At 45.8% G+C, this 20,059-nt stretch carries 5 protein-coding genes; all 5 read left to right on the top strand.

The window, feature by feature from the left end:
* Nucleotide 1: 1 nt before the first annotated feature.
* From KIH87_RS10630 to KIH87_RS10610, 5 genes are read left to right on the top strand one after another with little or no spacing between them, the layout of a single operon-like run.
* Complete coding sequence (locus KIH87_RS10630; RefSeq protein ID WP_232357868.1) at nt 2-3,754, top strand: non-ribosomal peptide synthetase; 3,753 nt, start codon at nt 2-4, stop codon at nt 3,752-3,754.
* Nucleotides 3,751-8,319, top strand: coding sequence for a non-ribosomal peptide synthetase (locus KIH87_RS10625; RefSeq protein ID WP_232357867.1), 4,569 nt, complete (start codon nt 3,751-3,753; stop codon nt 8,317-8,319). Before KIH87_RS10630 ends, KIH87_RS10625 begins: the two co-directional genes overlap by 4 nt.
* On the top strand, nt 8,316-17,399 hold the full coding sequence (locus KIH87_RS10620) for a non-ribosomal peptide synthetase (RefSeq protein WP_232357866.1): 9,084 nt from the start codon (nt 8,316-8,318) through the stop codon (nt 17,397-17,399). Before KIH87_RS10625 ends, KIH87_RS10620 begins: the two co-directional genes overlap by 4 nt.
* The gene (locus KIH87_RS10615; protein ID WP_232357865.1) at nt 17,396-18,397 is read left to right on the top strand and encodes an AMP-binding protein; all 1,002 of its coding nucleotides are present in this window, start codon (nt 17,396-17,398) and stop codon (nt 18,395-18,397) included. Before KIH87_RS10620 ends, KIH87_RS10615 begins: the two co-directional genes overlap by 4 nt.
* Complete coding sequence (locus tag KIH87_RS10610; RefSeq protein ID WP_232357864.1) at nt 18,361-20,058, top strand: FkbM family methyltransferase; 1,698 nt, start codon at nt 18,361-18,363, stop codon at nt 20,056-20,058. Before KIH87_RS10615 ends, KIH87_RS10610 begins: the two co-directional genes overlap by 37 nt.
* The last annotated feature ends 1 nt before the right edge of the window (nt 20,059 follow it).

Below are 20,059 nucleotides of genomic sequence, written 5' to 3'. Positions count from 1 at the left end.
GGTGCTGGTACGGGATGATGCCGGTCATGACAAGCAACTGGTCGGTTATGTGGTGTTGGAGGTTCAGGGCGGGGGCTCTGAGGTACTGTCGGATATCAAGGCCGGGCTGTCACGGCATTTACCGGGTTATATGATACCCGGGCATTTTCTGTTGCTGGAAAGTTTACCGCTGACGTTAAACGGCAAGGTGGACAAGCAGGCGTTACCGGCTCCGGGGTCACAGTACCTTGAGCAGTCAGAATATGTTGCTCCGCGTAATGAGGTGGAATCGACCTTATGTGATATCTGGTCTTCGGCGTTACGTGTTGAGCGTGTCGGTATCAGGGATAATTTCTTTGAGCTGGGTGGACATTCTCTGATTGCTACAAGAATGGTCAGTATGGTTAGAGAAGCATTAGGTGTTGAAGTACCGCTACGATATGTATTTCTTGCTCCTACCATTGAGGATTTTGCCAAAGAGCTATCATCTGAAAGATCAACGTTTGTCCTGCCTGAAATTGAGCCTGGACAAGGTGTAGAAGATATTCCTTTGTCATATGCACAGCAACGTTTGTGGTTTATAGACAGGTTACAGGGGCAGAGTGTTCAGTATAATATGCCTGCAGCCTTTGTCATAAAAGGAAAACTGAATAAAGCTGCGCTCCAGAAAACACTAAATACTATTGTTGAACGCCATGAAATATTGCGGACTAATTTTATCGATGGTGCGGAAGGCGCCATTCAGATTATCCGGCCGCCTCTGGATGTGCCTGTTTTATATCACGACCTCTCTTGTTTGGATGAGGTCGCCCAACAGCTAAGTATTAACTCGGTGATCGAAGAGGATGCTGAAAAGCCATTCGATCTGGCCCAGGATTTATTAATCCGTGTTAATTTACTGATCTGCTCGGACGATTATTATGTGATGACATTTACCACGCATCATATTATCTCCGATGCCTGGTCAACCGCGGTATTGGTAAAAGAATTAAAAGCTTTTTACGAAAGTTACACAGAGCGGCAATCTCCTGCGTTACCCAGTCTTTCGGTGCAATATAAGGATTACACTCTGTGGCAGAGAGGTTGGCTTGGTGACGATGTCCTTGATAGTCAGTTAGCTTACTGGAAGCAACAGTTATCAGCTATTCCTTCGCTGCACGATTTACCGCTGGATTATCCTCGTCCTGCACGTCAGGAATTTACAGGCATTTACTTCAAACGTTCGATAAATGCGGAGCATATACAGGGAATCAGATCTCTTTGTCAGACCTACAAAGTTACTGAGTTTATGTTGCTTCAGACGGTGTTTGCATTACTTGTCAGCCGTTTCAGTAATTCGGGGGACGTAGTGATAGGATCACCAATATCAGGGCGGTTCCACAAAAATACCGAAGATTTGATTGGTTGTTTTATCAATACACTGGCTTTACGTACGAAAATTGATAATGAAGCAAGTTTCGAATCTGTTCTAATACAGAACAAGACCATGATTCTGGAAGCGTTTGAGCATCAGTATCTGCCTTTTGAAATGATGGTAGATGCGCTTCGTCCGGAGAGAAATACAGCATACAGTCCATTATTCCAAATCCTGTTTAGCGTTCAGAAAGAGTCAACTCCGGCCATTACGGCTAAGACACTGACGATTGAAGAAAGAGTTCGGGAAAAGAACATCGTCAGATTTGATTTGGAACTGGAAATTTCAACCGATGCTGACGACTGGATGGCAGAATGGAAATACAGCACCAGCCTGTTTAGCCAGCAAAGCATTGAGCAGTTGGCAGATAGTTTCGAGTTGTTGCTAAGTGAAATTATTGCTGCTCCGAAAAAAGAGGTTGGATTTTACGATGTGGTGGATGAACAACAAATTCTGGCAGCAGAGCAATCGCAACCTTATGTGTCAATAGGGAATAAGCGCTGCATTCACCATTTATTTGAACAACAGGTTGAGTGTTACCCGAATAAGATTGCAGTCGTTTATGAGCAACAAAGTTTAACTTACCGGGAGTTGAACACTCAGGCGAACCAGTTGGCCCATCACCTGATTAGCATAGGGGTAAATCCGGATACTCTTGTTGGCTTGTGTTTTGAACGATCTCTGGAAATGCTGATTGCGACATTAGCTATCCTGAAAGCCGGTGGTGCTTATGTTCCTATTGATCCCGTCTATCCTCGTTCCCGAATTGAATTCACGTTGGCTGATTCCGGCGTTGATATTGTCTTAACGCAAGAGCATCTGTCTGTTCAATTGTCATTGTCTGACCAACAGATAATCAATGTTGCTGCGAATAGCTATTCGTTTGCTGAGTATCCTTCGAATAATCCACAGGTTGAGCAATTAGGATTGGGTAACCTTGCATATATCATATACACCTCTGGTTCTACGGGAACTCCCAAAGGGGTATTGGTTGAACATCACAATGTTGTTGAGCTGTTTAGTGGTTGTTCGGAGCATTTCCAATTTAGTGATACAGATGTTTGGACTTTATTCCACTCCAATGCCTTTGATTTCTCGGTTTGGGAGATTTGGGGGGCTTTCATTCATGGTGGCAAGTTGGTTATTGTTCCAAAGACAGTCAGTAAAGACAGTGTAGCGTTTAGTTATCTGATTAATCAGGAGCAGGTCACAGTATTATCGCAAACCCCATCAGCATTTTATCCGTTGATTAAACCGCTAGCGCAATTACAGCCTGAAAAATATTTGCGTTATGTGGTATTCGGTGGCGAAGCGCTGGAATACGGGAAATTGAAAGAATGGTATGACACTGTGATTGCCGACAGTGTTGAATTAATCAATATGTATGGAATTACCGAAACGACGGTTCATGTGACGTATCATAAAGTTCTTAATGAGCAGGTTGAACAGTCACGTAGCTTGATCGGTCAGCCTCTGCCGCATTTACATGCCTATATCTGTAATGAACAGATGCGTTTGCAACCGGATGGCGTTATTGGGGAATTATATGTTGGCGGTGCTGGCGTAACTCGAGGCTATTTAAATCGTCCGGAATTAACAGAACAACGTTTTGTTTCATCACGTTTTGAGGAACAAGCAAGCAAGCTATACAGGACAGGGGATTTGGTTCGACGGTTACCTGATGGTCAGTTGGAATATATGGGCCGAACCGATGAACAGGTCAAGATCCGTGGTTTCCGGATAGAGTTGGGCGAAATATCTAATGCGTTGGTGCAACACGACATCATTAATGATGCGGCAGTCATTGCCCTGACAGACAACAATGGTGAAAAGAGATTGGTTGCCTATCTGGTTGCTGATAAGCATCAGAATATTCAGGAAGCAGAATACGCTCATGTAAATGACTCTCTGAAACGTTTCCTTGAAGCAACATTGCCCAGTTTTATGATCCCGGTATTTTTTGTTTGGTTGGATGTTTTACCATTGACCAACAATGGAAAACTAGACAAGAAAGCTTTGCCAGCACCTCAGGCTGAAAATCTTGTAACTCATGAATATGTTGCCCCTCGAAACTCTAATGAAGAGAAATTGTGCGAGATATGGAAACAGATCCTTGCAGTGAAAACTGTTGGTATTGACGACAGTTTTTTCGCTTTGGGGGGGCATTCCCTGTTGGCGACAAAGTTAGTCAATCAGATACGCGATAATCTAAATGTGGAAGTTCCACTATTGGCTATCTTCGAGAATCCTACTGTCCGGGGTATTGCGGAAAAATTGGAACACTACAAAGAGAAGCAAACTCTCTCAGGGCTTAGTGTTAAGGAAGATAATAACGATGAAATTGAATATGGTGAGCTATGACACTTGAAGCACTATTAGATGTATTGAAAGCATCAGGAATCAGATTATACCTGCAAGATGGAAGGTTGCACTATAGCGCAGTCAAAAATAGTTTATCACCCGAATTTAGAGAGACTTTAAAGCAACATAAAGCTGAGTTGATTGAGTGGTTGGAAAGTAATGGTGGTGAATTCGGGCAATTGCCTGAAACAAAAGATACCGCAGAAAAGATGGCTTCTAATAAAGCTCTGTCATTTGCACAACAGCGTTTGTGGTTTATTGAACAGTTCGAGAGTGGTTCCTACCAGTACAATATGCCTTCTGTTTTTGAGTTAAAGGGAGAGTTAGATGTTCCGGCTTTATCAAAAGCTTTGGACACTATCGTTCAACGACATGAAGTGTTGCGTACCAATATTCAGAGCATAGATGGTATTGCTTACCTGAGTTTGCTTACTCCAAACACTACCTTGCTTGAAACAAGTGACTTCTCTGCATCATCTTCTGAAGAAAAGCAGGAGAAATTGCATGAGTTGATGACTGATTTTGCCTTAAAGCCTTTTGACTTAAGCTGCGATATTTTTCTTCGTGCTCATTTAGTTAAGCTTGGAGAGCTTAAACATTGTCTGCTGTTCAATATGCATCACATTGCCACTGATGGATGGTCGATGCAGATATTGTTAAAAGAGATCAGTGTTCTTTACTCTGCCTTTAAACAAGGGCTCGATAACCCTCTTCAGCCGTTGATACGCCAGTATTCGGATTATGCAGCCTGGCAACATGAAAATCTGCAAGGTGATTTACTGGATCAACAACTGGCTTACTGGAAATCCAGACTGGCTGATATGCCAATGCTGCATAGTATTCCTTTGGATAGGCCAAGACCTAAGATTCAGACTTATGAAGGAGCCGTACATAAGCAAGATTTCAATGTTGATATCAGACAAAAACTGGAATCATTTTGTAAAACCCAAGGGGTTACTCCATTCGTTTTTTTATACAGCATCTTATCTGTGATTATCAGCAGGTACAGCAATGAAAAAGACATCGTTGTAGGTACGCCAATTGCTGGTCGTATTCATAAAGATCTGGAACAACTGGTTGGACTGTTTGTAAATACTCTGGTGTTACGTAGTGAGGTTTCTGGACAACAGAGTTTTTCTTCATTTTTAGCACAAAACAAACAATCTATCCTTGAAGCTTATAGCCATCAACAAGTCCCATTTGAACTTGTTGTTGAGCATCTTAAACCAGAGCGGAATACTGCTTATCATCCAATGTTCCAAATCATGCTGACATTGCAAAATTTTGAGGAGCACCAGGTACAACTTGATGGTCTGCAAATGCGTGAAATGGAACAGGATATTGATATCGCTAAATTTGATTTGGAGCTGATAGTCAACATTGGCGAAAATGGAGTTAATATTCGCTGGAAATATAATAAGGCGTTGTTTTCTTCTGACACCATTGAACGCATGGCAGATAGTTTTGCTTTATTAATTGAAGATGTTTTGGTTGCCCCACAAAAAGATATTTCTGAGTTGTCAGTTGTTACTGAAAAAGAAACTAAAAAGCAATTGCACGATTGGAATGCGACAGCTCATGAATTCCCGGATCAGGTTTGTATCCATCAGTTATTTGAACAGCAGGTAGAGGCGACACCAACAAAGATTGCCGTGGTCTTCAGAGATCAGCATATTACTTATGACGCTCTGAATGCCAAAGCCAATCAACTTGCCCACCAATTGTTACAATCTGGCGTAACATGCGACACGCCAGTCGGTATTTGTATGGACCGTTCGGTTGATATGATTGTGAGCATTTTGGCGATACAAAAAGCAGGCGCAGCCTATCTGCCATTGTCACCTCATGAGCCTGAATCACGTCGTAATTATATGTTGTCAAATGGTTGTGTTGGCATCGTTATTACACAGCAACAATATGCTGAGTTAACCGACGCTCAGCAGGAGATAGTCACTATTGCCCTGGATAGTGCTGAACAACAGTATTCGTTATCCGGCATGCCGATTACCAACCCGGAAGTCGCTGAGTTAACCAGTGGTAATCTGGCTTATATTATTTATACATCAGGGTCTACCGGGCAACCAAAAGGCGTTGCAGTTCCTCATCGGGCATTGGTTAACCGAATTGAGTGGATGCATGATACTTACGGATTAGACGCTAGTGACAAAGTGTTGCAAAAGACACCTTACACTTTCGATGTTTCAGTTTGGGAGTTCTTTTGGCCACTAATTAAAGGGGCAGAATTGATCATGGCAGAACCTGAAGGACATAAAGATCCTCAGTATTTGTCTCATGTTATTCAAACGCTTGCGATTACCACCCTGCATTTTGTGCCGTCCATGCTGCGCATGATGTTACAGAATTCCAGTTGGTCTGAGTGTGCTTCTGTTCGACAGGTTTTCTGTAGTGGTGAGGCACTTCCCGCTGAATTGATAGAACAGTTTTTTGCAGGTGGCAACACCGCCAGGCTGCACAATCTTTATGGTCCAACCGAAGCTGCAATTGATGTGAGTCATTGGGATTGTTCTCAAATGAACGATGAGCGCGTATTGATTGGTAAGCCTATTCACAATACCCAGTTGTATTGTCTTGATGAATCAATGCGTTTGTTACCGATTGGTGCTGTTGGGGAACTTTATATTGGTGGTGTGGGTCTCGCGCGTGGCTACTTGAACCGCCCGGATTTAACGCGCGAGCGTTTTGTTGCGGACCCATTTAGTCATGTTGAGGGAGCGCGTTTATACCGTACGGGTGATATATGTCGCTGGAACAGTGAAGGGGAGCTTGAATATCTGGGACGTAATGACGACCAGGTTAAGATACGGGGTTTCCGTATTGAGTTGGGCGAGATAGAAAACGCTCTGTTGGAAGAGGATGTCGTGCGCTCAGCAGCGGTGATAGCCCGGGAGATTGCCCGAGGTATGCAACTGGTTGCCTATGTGGTGGGTGACGATTCACTGAGTGACGATGAGTTGGTCGGCCGTTGCCGGTTGTCACTGAAGGCGGGTTTACCGGATTACATGATACCGTCGGTGTTTGTTCGTATGAGCGCAATGCCGCTGACCAGCAGTGGCAAGCTGGACCGCAAAGCCTTACCCGCGCCGAAGGAGAGCGACCGCCAAAGCGGTGAGTATGTTGCTCCGGAGAATCAGATAGAAGAGAAGTTGTGCGAAATCTGGCAGGATGTGCTGAAACTTGAGCGTGTAGGCACACAAGACAATTTTTTTGCACTGGGTGGCGATTCGATAATATCCATTCAACTGGTCTCAAGAGCCAAACACAATGGGCTGCACTTTACAGTAAGACAACTGTTTGACCATCAGACGGTTGCGGAGTTATCTGGCTGTGTGAGTTTGAAGGGAGAGTCAAACATTCCTCAGGAGCCGGTAGAAGGAGGCTTGAGTCTTTTACCCATTCAGCGAGCGTTTTTTGAGCGTGAATTACCGGTAGCAAATCATTACAACCAGTCGGTGTTATTACAGTGTCCGACCAGGTTTGATGCGAAGGCGTTAAGTGCGTTGATTGATATGGTGTATCAGCGTCATGATGCCTTGCGTTTACGTTTTACTCGAGAGCATGGAGAGGTTGTTGCCAGTCATGAGGCCTATAGTGAGCGGATGTTATGGGATTCGTTGGAGCAGCATGATATCAGTCATTTATCGGGCGAAGCACAGGAGGCGATGCAACTGGAGTATTGTCAGCAGGCACAGGCGAGTCTGGACATAGCACAGGGGTCGGTATTCAAGGCCATGTATCTGCATCGGGGAGAGGGCGATAGCCGGTTGTTGCTGGTTGCTCATCATTTGGTGATAGATGGAGTGTCCTGGCGGATATTGTTGTCGGATATGGAGCAGGGCTGGTCGTTGTTAGCGCAAGGAGAGGTGCCCAAGGCGGGTCCTCGCAGTGTGTCGTTGCAGCGTTGGAGCGAGGCGTTGATGGCGCATGCAGGTAGTAAGCAGATACAGGAGCAGCAGGATTACTGGCAGGAGCAACTGTCGGTTGCGGTGCCTTCCCTGCTTGAATCGGTCGAGTTTGAACGTGAGGGTTTACAGCAGTTAGGCTTCAGTTTGAGTGAAACACAGACACGTCAGTTACTTGGCGCGGTCAACCGGCCTTATCGAACCCGGACGAATGAATTGTTAATGGCGGGACTGTTACTGGCATACCGTCAGTGGAGCGGTAGTGACGTGATGTGTCTGGATGTGGAAGGGCATGGTCGTGAGCTACCGGGTGACGAGCTGGATATTGCGGAGACCGTGGGCTGGTTTACCTCGGTGTACCCGCTGGTGTTATCTGTTGGTTCACAGGACATCGGAGAGGTTATTTGTCAGGTTAAAGAGCAGTACCGTCAGGTGCCGGACAAGGGCATGGGTTATGGTTTATTGCGTTACCTGAAAGCAGACAGTCCGTTGGTTGGGCTTGAAGCCGGGTATCAGGATAGCCGAATTGAATTTAATTACCTGGGTCAGTTTGATAACAGTGTGAATGCGATGTCGGCATTTTCTGTTGCACGCGAGCCAGCGGGAGACAGCATTAGTCGTGATAACCCCCGGGAGTGCCGTTGAGTATCAATGCGCTGGTTCATGAGGGTCAGTTGCGAGTGGATATGACGGGTGCGCCGCGTTGCCGGGATATTGAGCGGTTGGGAGTCTTGTTTGAACAATCGCTGGCGGCCTGTATTGCACATTGTGAGTCGAGTGAAGGGCAGTTTACCCCATCAGACTTCGCGTTGGCGGCAGTGGATATGGCTACCCTGTCAGGTTGGCAGGCTGATTATCCTGGGCTGGAGAAGCTGTATGTGGCGACGCCGATGCAGTCAGGGCTGTTGTTCCATGGTTTGCTGGATGGCAGTGGGGCATCGTATACGATTCAGATAGGTTGTGAGCTGAGCGGTCGAGTGGACAGTGAGGCGATGAGAGGTGCCTGGGAAGCGCTGGTTGGTCGTTATGACATTTTACGTACGGCGTTTGTGGGGCTTGATGGTGAGCAGCCTCACCAACTGGTACAACGAACGGTCGACTTACCCTTTATCCAACTTGACTGGCGCGAGAAGTCATTTGATGAGCAGGTGTTAGAGCTTGAGCGGTTGTTAAGAGAAGACAAGGCGCAGGGTTTTGACTTTGGCTGTGCGCCGTTAATGCGTATCCATCTTATTCGAATGGGAGAGGAGCGTTACCGTTTTGTGTGGACATATCATCATGCGTTGCTGGATGGTTGGTGTACGCCGATATTGTTTGGAGAGGTGCTGAATCATTATCATGCGCAGGTGTCAGGCGAAGCAGAATTGTCGTCAGGAGCGGTGGTGCCTTATGAGCATTATATAGGCTGGTTGTTGTCTCGGGAGCGTCAGTTGGCTGCGGATTTCTGGCAGGGTCATCTGTCGGGTTTTGTATCTCCGACGCCGTTGTTGTATGACCGGGTTTCGGGGGATGGGGATTCGGTTGGTTATCAGCGTCTGAGTCTGGATGAGGCGTTGACGGGTCGTTTGATGGCCTTGGCGCGAGCGCACCATACGACGATGAATGTTGTGTTGCAGGCAGCGTGGAGTTGTTTGTTGCAGCGTTACAGCAATGAGCAGGATATTGTTTTTGGTTCGACGATATCGGGTCGTCCGGCAGAATTGCCGGGAGTAGAGCAGATGATAGGTCTGTTTATTAACACGATACCGGTGCGGGTACAGGTTGAGCCGCAGATGAGTTTTGGTGACTTGCTTGGTGTATTGCATGCGGACAATATAGAGCGAGATGAGTATGGTTATTTACCACTGGCGCAGATACAGCAGTTGAGTGAGGTTTCGGGAGGGACTTCGCTGTTTGACAGCCTGCTGGTGTTTGAGAATTATCCGATGGATGCAGCGCTTAATGAAGCGGTTGCCAGTCGATCCAATTCTCTGGAAATCAGTGATGTTCACTCTTTCGAACATACTAACTATCCATTGGCAGTAAGAGCTTATGTGCATCAAGATCAATTGCAATGTGAACTTACCTATCAGGCTCAACATTTCACATTGGAGAGCATAGAACGAATCTGCCAGCATCTGAAAATTACGTTGAGTGGTATGGCTGATTCTGATGCTCAGGTTTTAGTCAGTGAGCTGCCGATTTTATCGGATGCAGAGCAGAAAGCGTGGTTGGATACTCCTGTAACGACTTATCCTGTAGAAAATTGCGTGCATCAAGTCTTTGAGTTACAGGTTGAGCAGGAACCAGATAGAACAGCGCTTATTTGTGAAGACAAAAAGCTAAGTTATGACACGTTAAACAAGCGTGCCAATCAGCTGGCTCACCATTTGATTTCTATGGGAGTAAAACCTGACAGTCTGATTGGACTGTGTGTTGAGCGCTCTATAGAGACTGTCGTTGCCACGTTGGCTATTTTGAAATCTGGGGCAGCCTATGTGCCCATGGATCCAAACTATCCTAAAGAGCGTTTGGATTATCTGTTTTCTGATTCACAGGTTGATATTCTGATTACTCAAACTGGTTTGGCAGAAAGGTTTGCTGAATCAGAAGTGCAGTTAGTTTGTCTACAAGACCCACAGGTAGAGGCCACTCTTGAAGAATATTCAGATATTAATCCTGAAGTAACGGGTTTAACGCCCGAGCATATGGCCTATGTTATCTACACATCCGGTTCTACAGGTCAGCCTAAAGGGGTTATGGTTGAGCATCAGAATGTAGCGCGACTTTTCACCGCTTGTAATGAAAACTTCGAATTCGGTCATGATGATGTATGGACTTTATTCCATTCCAATGCGTTTGACTTTTCTGTGTGGGAAATGTGGGGAGCATTGCTCCATGGGGGTACCGTTGTGGTGGTGCCGTCTCAAGTGGCACAAGATAATGTCGCCTTTAGCCGTTTGCTCAAGGAACATAAAGTAACGGTACTTTCTCAAACGCCTTCAGCTTTCTATCCGTTGGTGGAATATCTGTGTGATTACAAAGATTCTTTAAGCCTGCGTTACATCGTCTTTGGTGGAGAGGCGTTGGAATATGGCAAATTGAAGCATTGGTTCAGCAATATGGAACAATCACCAGTGCAGTTGGTGAATATGTACGGTATTACTGAAACTACAGTTCACGTTACCCATCATGCTGTTTGTGCTCAAGACGCAGAGAAATATTCCAGTAATATTGGACGACCTCTGGCAGATTTAAGAGCTTATGTTTGCAGTACACAAATGGCATTACAACCTGTTGGAGTGACAGGTGAATTATACGTGTCTGGTGCTGGGGTTGCGCGGGGCTACCTGAATCGACCAGAATTGACAGCAGAGCGTTTTATTGAACACAGTTTTGATAATTCAGAAAAGCAAAGACTGTATCGCACGGGAGATTTGGTTCGCTGGAACGTCAAAGGACAATTGGAATACGTCGGACGTATTGATGATCAAGTAAAAATACGTGGATTCCGTATAGAGTTAGGTGAAATAGAAAGCGCTCTTGTTGCAGAGGGCTCTGTTAAAAATGCTGCAGTTGTTGCTTTTAATAATGCTTATGGGGATCAGCAACTTGCCGCTTATGTTGTGCCGGCTATTCAGACACCGGAAGAAGTTGAATACATTCGTCATCTCAAGAACTACTTAATCAGTAAGTTGCCTCAACATATGGTGCCTGGTCACTACTATGTTCTTGATGATTTACCGTTGACTTCAAATGGCAAGTTGAATCGTAAGGTGTTGCCATATCCTGCAGCCAATGCGTTATCTCAACGAGAATATGTTGCGCCGCGCAATGAGCTGGAAAACCGCTTGAGTGATTTATGGAAAGAAATCCTGGAACTTGAGGAAGTGGGCGTTAATGATAACTTCTTTGAGTTGGGAGGCCACTCACTGCATGCTATGCGCCTGGTTAGTCAGATACGGAAAACCTTTGACGTTGATATTGCGTTAAGTGCCATTCTGAGGTTTCCAACTATCAGCGCTTGCGCTGAAGAAATCACTTCTTTGCAAAATGGCATTGTTACCCCACAGATACTCAGGGTTGCTGAAGATGAAGACATTCCATTGTCTTTTGGTCAGCAGCGTTTGTGGTTTGTGGACCAACTACAGGGAGGCAGTACGCAGTATAATATTTCTGTTGCAATCAGATTGGAAGGTAACCTGCAGCCAGCCTTGGTCGAAAAGGTATTCGATACCATTTTGCATCGCCATGAAGTATTACGCACCTGCATCATTGAGCAGGATGGTAAAGCTACTCCAATAGTAAAAGCTGACTTTGAGTTGCCAATTTTCTGGCAGGACTTGAGTGACCTGGACAGTGATACGCAACAAGCAACTCTAAAAATGGGAATGGTTGAAGATGCCACTGATAAATATGACTTAAGTACGGATTTACCCGTTAGGTTAAAGGTATTTAAACTGGCTGAAGAACAATTTGTATTCCTGTTTAACACTCATCACATTGCTTCAGATGGCAGTTCCATGCAGGTGTTAATTGATGAATTCAGTAAATTGTATGCTGCTTATAACCGAGGCGAACAGAATCCTTTGCCACCTCTGGAAGTTCAATATGGTGATTTTTCGTATTGGCAGAGGAATTGGCTGAAAGGTAAGAATCTCGAGTCTGAAATGGATTTCTGGAAGGGCCGGTTGGCAGGAATTCCAAGTGTCCATAGCTTGCCTCTGGATAAGCCGCGTCCTGCGGTACAACAGTTTGACGGCGCTTTTTTCAATGATGTACTGGACCCGAAAATAAGTCAGCAAATTATTGATTTTTGTGCACAAAATGGCGTTACTCAATTTGCTTTCTTGCAGACGGCATTCGCGTTACTAATGTCTCGCTATAGCCACCAGAACGATATCGTTATGAGTACTGCTATCAGTGGTAGAACTCAATCTGAGATTGAACCATTAATCGGATTCTTCGTTAATGATCTGGTATTGAGAAGTGATTTGTCTGACGGCAAGGATTTCATGCAGCTGTTAGAGCAAAATAAAAATATGTTGATGGAAGCGTTTGATCATCAACATATTCCTTTCCAGTTACTGGTTGAGGAACTGCAACCAGAGCGCAGCATGAGCCACTCGCCTATTGCCCAGATTAAGTTTGATTTTCAGGAGGCAGAGGATAAGTCGCTTGATATTGAAGGATTGAAACTAACGTATCTGAAAGATGAAAATCTCGGGAATATTGATTATGACCTGCATTTGAATGTGAGTTTAATCAATGGACTGTTCTCGCTTTCCTGGCGTTATAGCTCTGCGTTGTTTGTCGAAGAAACCCTGTCCAGAATGTCGGCCAATTTTAGTACGTTATTGTCTGGTATTCTGGCTCATCCTGAGCAATCGTTCGCCACATTGCCTATCCTGTCTGACTCAGAATTGCGTAGAGTGACGGAGGAATTTAACAGGAACGACAGGCATATTTCAGAATCTTTATGTGCTCACCAGTTAATTGAACAAATGGCAGAACTTTCGCCCGATAAAACTGCCCTTTACTTTGATGGTGAAACCCTGACTTACGAGGAGTTGAATGAGCAGGCCAATCAGGTTGCTCACTACCTGATATCCCAAGGCGTTGAACCTGATACTCTGGTTGCACTCTATGTCGAACGTTCTTTGGATATGATTATCGGTATTCTGGGGATATTGAAAGCCGGTGGTGCTTACGTGCCCATCGATCCGGACCTGCCTGATAGTCGGGTTGAATATATACTGGAAAACAGCGAATGTGAGATTGTTCTTACTCAGACGGATTTGATGTCCAGTTTGCCAATGGATGAACTTAAAGTTCTTCCTATTGATGAAAACATGCGTGAGGCACTGCTTGCGTCTCAGCCTGTGACCAATATTCCGGTACAAGAGTGTAATTTAACCTCTCGTAATCTTGCGTATGTTATTTATACATCGGGATCAACAGGGCAACCGAAAGGGGTGATGTTGGAACATCAGGGGGTTGTGAATCTTGCCAGGTCACAGAATGAAATATTCAAGATATCTGCGGATAGTAATATTTTACAATTTGCATCTATTAGTTTTGATGCTTCCGTTTCCGAATGGGTAACCGCATTATCTGCAGGTGCAACCCTGAGCATTCTGGAAGACGAAAAGCGCTACGATATCCAGTCCATTTGTGAATTTGTTGAAACCCAGGGGGTGACACATGCCACTATTCCCCCAGCTCTTTTCCATCAGGAAAGAGCGGGACGTGCAAAGTCGTTACAAGTTCTGGTGTTTGCTGGGGAAAAACTAAGCGGTGGGGCTATCAGTAAAGCCCAACAGTGTTTCCCAAATGCTCAGTTCATCAATGCCTACGGGCCGACCGAAAATACCGTATGTACATCTGCGGAAACTCTGGATGAGACACTATCTACCGATTTGATCGGTTATCCAATGAACAATGTTTATTGTTGTGTTATGGATCAGGCTGGCAATCTCTGCCCAATAGGTGCTGAAGGTGAGTTACTGGTCGGGGGCACAGGTTTGGCCCGTGGTTACGTAAATCAGCCTGAGCTGACTCAAGAGAAGTTTATCAACATTGACGATGCCAATATTCCATATCAGAGACTTTATAAAACCGGCGATCTGGTTAAGTGGAATGCTGACGGAAAATTGATTTTCGTTGGGCGAGTGGACCAACAGGTCAAGCTAAGAGGCTTTCGTATTGAGCTGGAAGAAATCAGTTCGGCCTTGTCTGAGCATCCACAAGTTGATAAAGGCGTGGTTAATCTGGTGGAAGTTCAGCCCGGTGACAAGCGTTTGGTCGCATATTGTAAGCCGCAAAACAAAGTTGAACTCTGGCCTTCGATTTCAGAGTTTTTCATCTACGACTATTTCGCTTATCGAGCCATGTTCATGCATATCAAGCGTAATGAGTTATACCGCAAAGCGCTAGAGAAAAATGTGGTTAATAAAACAGTATTAGACATAGGTCCGGGGCCTGAAGCTATCTTGTCTCGACTATGTCTTGAATCAGGTGCAAAGCATGTCTATGCCGTTGAAATACTGGAAGAAACCTATTTACAGGCCAAACAGTATATTGAACTTGCAGGACTGACAGATCGAATTACTTTGATACATGGCGACATCATGGAAGTGGAACTGCCAGAAAAAGCAGATTTCTGTGTGTCAGAAATCGTCGGTAGTATCGCTGGATCGGAGGGGTCAGCAGTCTTAATCGAAAGTGCCAGACGTTTACTGAAAGATCCTGCCAATATGATACCAGTGAAGAGTGTGACTCGCATTGCCGCGGCCACACTGGAAGAATCACAGTTTGATTATGGCTATTCTGGCCTGGCTTATCAGTATGCTGAACGTATTCTGGATGACTTTGGTAAAGACTTTCAGTACCGGATTTCTGTGAAGAATGTGACAGATGAAATTGTGATTTCCAGTCGTGATGTGTTTGAAGATCTGGATTATCAGAATGGTTCTCCATTTGAGTTAGATCACGATATCTGTTTGAACATTAATAAGAAATCCATTTTTAATGGTTTATTGGTCTGGATGGATTTATTCGTGGATCACGATCTGAATCTGGATATTCTTGATGACCCTGCCAGTTGGTTGCCAGTTTACTTTCCGGTTTCATGTTCCGGCATAGATGTGGATGTAGGAGATTACATAGAAGCCACCATCAGTAGAAGGCTTTGTGATAACGGAGTGAACCCGGATTTCCACGTTGAAGGGAAACTTATCCGTAAAAACGGCGAAGAATTTAACTTTAAGTTTGATTCCTTCCACCATGCACATTCTGATATTGAATCTCCTTTCCATCAGAAGTTATTTGATGAAAACGGACAGTTGAACAAGCTGGAAGAATTTAGCGTTACTCAATTGAAACGTTACCTGTCTGACAAGCTTCCTCACTACATGGTGCCAAGTGACTTTGTGATTTTGGATGATATTCCTTTAACTCACAATGGCAAGGTTGATTATCAGGCATTGCCTGAAGTTGATTTGAACACAGTAAAGGAAACTGTTTATGTTGCACCGGAAACAGAAGAAGAACATAAGTTGTGTGCTATCTGGCAACAAGTTTTATCTCTTGAAGACGTCGGTGTTGAAGACAATTTCTTTGATATCGGTGGGCATTCCTTACTGGCTGCCAGTGTAGTCAGTCTGGTCCGTGATGCCTTTGGTGTCGAAGTACCATTGCGGATGTTATTCGAAAAACCAACCATCCGTGAATTCGTCACGCTACTATCGCAGTTTGCCGACAATGTGGTGATGCCTCCTATCGAGGTCGCTTCTCGTGACGAGACGCTACCATTGTCATTTGCCCAGCAGCGGTTGTGGTTTATTGACCAGCTTGAAAACAGTAATCAATACCATATCCAGGCCAGCTTTGAATTACACGGTGAGCTGGTGACTGAAGCCTTTGAGCAGGCTCTTTCCACTATCGTACAACGCCATGAAGTGCTGCGCAGTGGTATTGAAAAACGTGACGAGCTGCCTGTGTTGGTTATTCACGAGCAGGTAGCGTTGCCCGTCACCCGGGTAGATCTTTGTCACTTGTCCTTGGACGCGCAGGAGCAGGAAATTCGCCGTCTTGTCGCGCTGGACAGCAAAACCCCGTTTGATTTGAGTCGACCCCCATTATTACGTCTGCACCTTATTCAATGCGACAGTCAGCGTCATGTGGTGTTGTCCAGCATGCATATTGCGTCGGATGGCTGGTCGATGGGAATACTGGTCAAAGAGCTCAATACCTTGTACGGAGCCTATTGTCAGGGGCAGCCGGATCCATTACCGGCGCTGACAGTGCAGTATGCAGACTATGCACGCTGGCAGCGGGAATGGCTACAGGGCGATGTGCTAGGCCAGCAACTGGATTACTGGAAAACTCAGTTGGATAGCGCTCCACAGGTACACAGTTTACCGCTGGATAAACCCCGTCCGAAACAGCAGCAATATCAGGGTAAGGTGTTAACCCGTAAGTTATCCGTCGATGATACCCGGCAGCTTCAGTTAGTGTGTCAGGCTCAGGATGTGACCCTGTTTATGCTGATGCAGACTGCCTTTGCCGTGCTGTTGTCACGCTTTAGTGGCGAGACAGATATTGTTATTGGCTCACCGTCATCGGGTCGGGTACACAAGGATTTGGAAGGCTTAATTGGCTTCTTTATCAATGCATTGCCACTACGCAGTGATGTGTCGGGTAATCCCCCTTTTGTTGAGTTACTGCAGCAAAACCGTCAAATGATACTGGAAGCCTTTGAGCATCAGCATATCCCGTTTGACATGCTGGTTGAGGAAGTGAAGCCACAAAGGTCGATGGCCTATGCACCGCTGGCCCAGATTTATTTCACCATGCAGAACAATGCCGTGCAGTCTTTGGAACTTGAGCAATTGGATCTACAAGGGCGTGGTGCAGAAATAAGTGTTATCCGCTATGACCTGGAATTTGACATGTTTGTTGCCAATGAACAGCTGGTGATTGACTGGAAGTACAACACGGCGTTGTTTGAAGAAGAGACGCTGGTACGAATGGCTGACAGTTTTGAGCAGATGTTGTCTGGTATTGTGCAGGACATTCAGACACCGGTTGAGTTCTTGCCGCTGTTAACTGCAGAGCAACAGGAGACATTGTTGTACGGCTGGAACGATACGGAAGTTGAAATTGACCTGGTCGGAGGCGTGAACAGAGGGTATCTACAGGCCTTTGAAAACCAGGTTGCGAAAACCCGAATGCCATCGCGGTGATATCGGGTTCGGCCCAGCTAACCTATGGGGAGCTGAACAGCCGGGCAAACCAGCTGGCCCATTACCTGATTAGCCAGGGTATAGAGAATGATATCCCGGTAGCGCTGTGTTTATCGCGTACACCACAGATGGTTATCGCGTTGATGGGGGTGCTGAAAGCGAGAGGTGCGTATTTGCCGCTGGACCCGGGTTATCCGAGAGCACGTATCCGTTACTTGCTGGATGATGCGAAGGTGTCACTGGTGATAAGTGATAGCGTGCTGTCACAGGAGCTGGAACTGTTGGATGAAACACTGGTGTGTCTGGATGACAGTGAGTTTTTGTCGTTGTTACAGCAACAACCGACAGAGTCGCCAGAGGTAAGCATTTTTGGTTCGGATATGGCCTATGTGATTTATACATCGGGAACGACAGGGCAGCCCAAAGGCGTGATGGTGACGCACGGTGGTTTGATGAACTATGTGAGTCACGCGGGTAGAGATTACCTTGTTGAAGTGCAGGGTGGCGTGGTGAGTTTACCGCTGGTGTTTGATGCTACGGTGACAAGCTTGCTGGCGCCGTTGTGTCATGGTCGTTATGTTGAGCTGCTTGCCGAGGGTGATGATGCGCTTGAGCGTCTGGAAGATTACCTGCTGGACGATGAAGACCGTTTGTTGTTTAAACTGACCCCGGCCCACCTTGATGCGTTGTGGGCGACGGGTATAGAGCGGAATGAGGATATTGAGCACGTAGTTGTTATAGGTGGAGAGCAGTTAACGGTGAGCACGATGGAGAAATGGCAGGGCTGTTTCCCGAATGCGGTGTTTATCAATGAGTATGGTCCGACAGAGACGGTGGTGGGCTGTTCTGTATTCAGAGTGACGCGGGAGTCACTTGTAGGTGAGTCGGTACCGATAGGAAAGCCGATACAGAATACGCATTTGTATTGTCTTGATGAGTATCAGCAGTTGTTACCGGCGGTGTGTCGGGTGAGTTGTATATTGGTGGAGCGGGTGTAGCGCGAGGTTACCTTGGACGAGAGGGTTTAACTGCCGAGCGTTTTGTTGACAGTCCGTTTGAAGGAGGCGGTAGATTATATCGGACGGGTGACCGTGTGCGCTGGCGTTATGATGGCGAGCTTGAGTTTTTGGGTCGTATTGATAATCAGGTCAAGGTGCGGGGTTACCGTATTGAGCCGGGCGAGATAGAAGCGCAGTTGCTGGGTCATGAAGCGGTTGAGCAGGCGGTGGTGATAGAGCGTCAACAGCGTTTACAAACCTATATTGTGCCGTCGAAAGGTAGTGCCTATCCGGTTCATGCCTTGGCACGGATGAGCAAGGATAGTCGCTGGGACAGTGTATTACGCAAGAGTCTGCCTAATGGCATGGTGGTCGGGTGTCTGAACAGTGGGGAAACCGATTTCACCTATGATGAGATATTCATAGAGCAGACCTACCTGAAACACGGTGTGACCTTGAAACCGGATGCGACCATTTTTGATGTGGGTGCCAATACGGGGATGTTCACGCTGTTTGCGGGCCAGTTATGTCCGCAGGCGAAGTTGTATTCCTTTGAGCCGATCCCGGATGTGTTCAGGGTGTTATCGTTTAATGCGGCTCTGTATAACGTGGATGTCCAGTTGTGTAACTTCGGGTTGTCGGATCGAGCCCAGGAAGTGACCTTTACCTTTTACCCTCATAATTCCCTGATTTCTGGTCGTTATGGCGATTTGGAGGAAGATCTGAGTGATGTGAAGGTGTATCTGTATAACCAGTATCAAGAGGATTTGGAGCAAGGTCGATTAAGCAGTGACGAGTTTGATGAGCTGTTGAATGAGCGTTTGCAGAGTGTGGACGTGCACTGTCAGCTACAGACGCTATCCCAGGTAATAGAAGAGTATGATGTGAAGGTCATCGACCTGTTGAAGCTGGATGTCGAGAAGAGTGAGATGGATGTGCTTCGAGGTTTGAAAGATGAACACTGGCCATTGATACAGCAGATGATAGTGGAAGTGCACGATATTGAGAACCGGCTTGAGGCGTTACAGGGGCTGTTGGCTCAAAAGGGTTTTATGACTCACATTGGTCAGGAGAAGTTGCTGGAAGGTTCTCCGCTGTATGTGATTTATGCGATTCGAGAAGGTTATCCGCAAGGCAGTGTAGTGCATGACGAGGGGAATATGACAACGACCCGATACCCGTGGAGTGACAAGCAGGTATTGTCGGGTGCGTTACGGGAGTTACTGGCAGAGTCGTTACCTTCCTATATGGTGCCGGATGTTTACCTGTTCCTGGATGAGTTTCCGTTAACGGTAAATGGCAAGGTTGATACCAAGGCATTGCCTGATCCGCAGTCAACAAGCGCAAGTCTGTCTCAATACATTGCCCCGGAAACCGAAGTCGAGATTGAACTGGCAAATATATGGGCCAGCATTCTAGGGCTTGCAGGTAAACAGATTAGCGCAAGTAGTAATTTCTTTGAGTTGGGCGGACATTCGCTTTTGGCTATCAACCTTATTACGAACATTAAAAATCAATTCAAAGTTGTTTTACCTGTAAAAACAATTTTTGAAATGAATTCGTTAACTGATTTGGCACAGGAAATCGAAGTTCAACAAAAGATGGTAGCCCTGGAAAGTTCTCTGGATGAGGGAGAAAACACTGTGGAGATTGAGATTTAAA

The organism is Paraneptunicella aestuarii, assembly GCF_019900845.1.
Taxonomy (GTDB): Bacteria; Pseudomonadota; Gammaproteobacteria; order Enterobacterales; family Alteromonadaceae; genus Paraneptunicella; species Paraneptunicella aestuarii.
The sequence above is the reverse complement of the archived record's forward strand: the minus strand, read 5'-3'. Positions and strand labels throughout refer to the sequence as shown.

Excerpts from the sequence above, each read along its gene's own strand:
- KIH87_RS10625 (WP_232357867.1), top strand. The coding sequence starts at position 3,751 with ATGACACTTGAAGCACTATTAGATGTATTGAAAGCATCAGGAATCAGA.